The 2,560-nt window shown below is 50.8% G+C and carries 1 protein-coding gene; it reads left to right on the forward strand.

Annotation, left to right across the window (positions count from 1 at the left end):
• Positions 1-2,278, forward strand: a 2,278-nt coding sequence (locus ACTHUE_RS15350) for a DUF3400 domain-containing protein (protein WP_440423923.1), incomplete at its 5' end; no start/stop codon positions are given.
• Between the last annotated feature and the right edge of the window lie 282 nt (positions 2,279-2,560).

A 2,560-nucleotide genomic window follows, 5' to 3' on the forward strand; every position in this document is an offset into this window, starting at 1 on the left:
TACCAACGCCTTTAAAATCAACGAAGACGTGGTAATCCCACTCGAAAGGCTCGGTGAGTATTCAGACGGCATCGAACGCATCAACATTGAGCTTTCCATCCAAAACAAACTCAAACTCTGTGCCGCCTTGGAGCAATATCTGTCCGGCAAACTCCCCATCGACAAAATGGGAACAGACCTGCCAACCGCCGAACTGTTAGGTGAACGCGGCAAACACGCCCTAGCCCACGTTTCCTCTGTCAAAGCGCGTTGGGAATGGTTGCTTGCTAACTTGGATGCGCCACTTGCCGACTATAAAGCTCGCTATGGCGCATCCGTCCACGCCGCGCCCGAAGCCAAAGACAATGAAAGCTGCTTTATTGCCTTCCGCGATTTCCGCCTGCGTGTGTCTGTCAAAGCGGACGTAATGAAGCCGCTTTCTGAAATCTTCAGCGGCAAAACCGATACCAAAATTATTCAAGGTTTGGGCAAAATCCACGCCAAAACCGTGCGCAGCCGCGTCTTCGTCGCCCTGCATATGCACGCCGGCGACGGTAACGTTCATACCAATATTCCGGTTAACTCAGACGATGCCGAAATGCTTCAGACGGCCTACCGTTCGGTCGAACGCATTATGAAAATCGCCCGTTCGCTCGGCGGCGTGATTTCGGGCGAACACGGCATCGGCATCACCAAGCTCGAATTTTTGACCGATGAAGATTTGCAGCCGTTTTGGGACTACAAAAACCAAGTCGATCCCAAACACACCTTCAACCGTCACAAACTGATGAAAGGCTCGGACCTGCGCAACGCCTATACGCCGTCTTTCGAGCTTTTGGGGGCGGAATCGCTGATTATGGAAAAATCAGACCTCGGCACCATCGCCGATTCCGTCAAAGACTGCCTGCGCTGCGGAAAATGCAAACCTGTTTGCTCTACTCACGTTCCGCGTGCCAACCTGCTGTACAGCCCCCGCAACAAAATCCTCGGCGTAGGCTTGCTGACCGAAGCCTTCTTATACGAAGAACAAACCCGTCGTGGCGTTTCCGTCAAACATTTTGAAGAACTGATGGACATCGGCGACCACTGTACCGTGTGCCACCGCTGCGTTAAACCTTGCCCTGTCAATATCGACTTCGGCGATGTTACCGTAGCCGTACGCAACTACCTTGCCGATTCCGGTCACAAACGCTTTGCGCCTGTGGCTTCAATGGGCATGGCATTTTTGAACGCCACAGGCCCGAAAACCATCAAAGCCCTTCGCGCCGCCATGATACAGACCGGCTTCCCTGCGCAGAACTTTGCCTACAAAATCGGCAAGCTTCTTCCGATTGGCACCAAAAAGCAAAAAGCCGAACCGAAAGCTACCGTCGGTACCGCCTCAATCAAAGAACAGGTTATCCACTTCATCAACCGTCCTTTGCCGAAAAGCGTGCCTGCCAAAACTCCGCGCTCCATGCTGGGTATAGAAGACGACAAGAGTATTCCTATCATCCGCAATCCGGCTTCGCCGGAAGATGCCGAAGCCGTGTTCTACTTCCCAGGTTGTGGCTCTGAGCGCCTGTTCAGCCAAATCGGACTCGCCGTTCAAGCCATGCTTTGGCATGTCGGTGTACAAACCGTCCTGCCGCCGGGCTATATGTGTTGCGGCTATCCGCAAGACGCTGGCGGCAATAAGGCTAAAGCTGAAGAAATGAGCACCAACAACCGCGTGGCTTTCCACCGTATGGCAAACACCCTCAACTACCTCGACATTAAGACCGTCGTCGTCAGTTGCGGTACCTGCTACGACCAACTGGAAAAATACCGTTTTGAGGAAATCTTCCCAGGCTGCCGTATCATTGACATCCACGAATACCTGCTTGAAAAAGGGGTGCAGCTAAACGGCGTGCAAGGTCAGCAATACCTCTACCACGACCCTTGCCATACCCCGATTAAAACCATGAACGCCACCCAAATGGCCAGCAGCCTGATGGGACAAAAAGTCGTCTTAAGCGACCGCTGTTGCGGCGAGTCCGGTATGTTTGCCGTCAAACGACCAGACATTGCCACTCAGGTCAAGTTCCGCAAACAAGAGGAAATTGAGAAAAACCTCAAAGAGCTGCCGCAGGGCGAACCCGTCAAAATGCTCACCTCCTGCCCAGCCTGCCTGCAAGGCCTGAGCCGCTATGCCGACGACAACAATATGCCTGCCGACTACATCGTCATCGAAATGGCGAAACACATCCTCGGCGAAAACTGGCTGGATGAGTTTGTGAAAAAAGCCAATAACGGCGGTGTAGAAAAAGTATTGCTCTAAGGACTTAGACAAAACTTTTGGATGTAATAAAGGCCGTCTGAAAATCTTTCAGACGGCCTTTTTATTCAAAATAATCAAAATACAATAATCAAATCAAATGCCTTTACAAATAGCGATGCTACACCAGCAGTATTTAATAAAAAATAAAACCTGAAGCTTTTATCCCCCAGGTTTTATTTTCAAGTCTTATGCTTTTTCTTGCTGACGTTTTCTTTCTGCCATCATCTCATGCAATGTTTGCTTGGCAGGTTTCATCGGAACATGGTTATTGGTCCAGCTTAA

The organism is Neisseria sp. P0021.S005, from assembly GCF_051956955.1.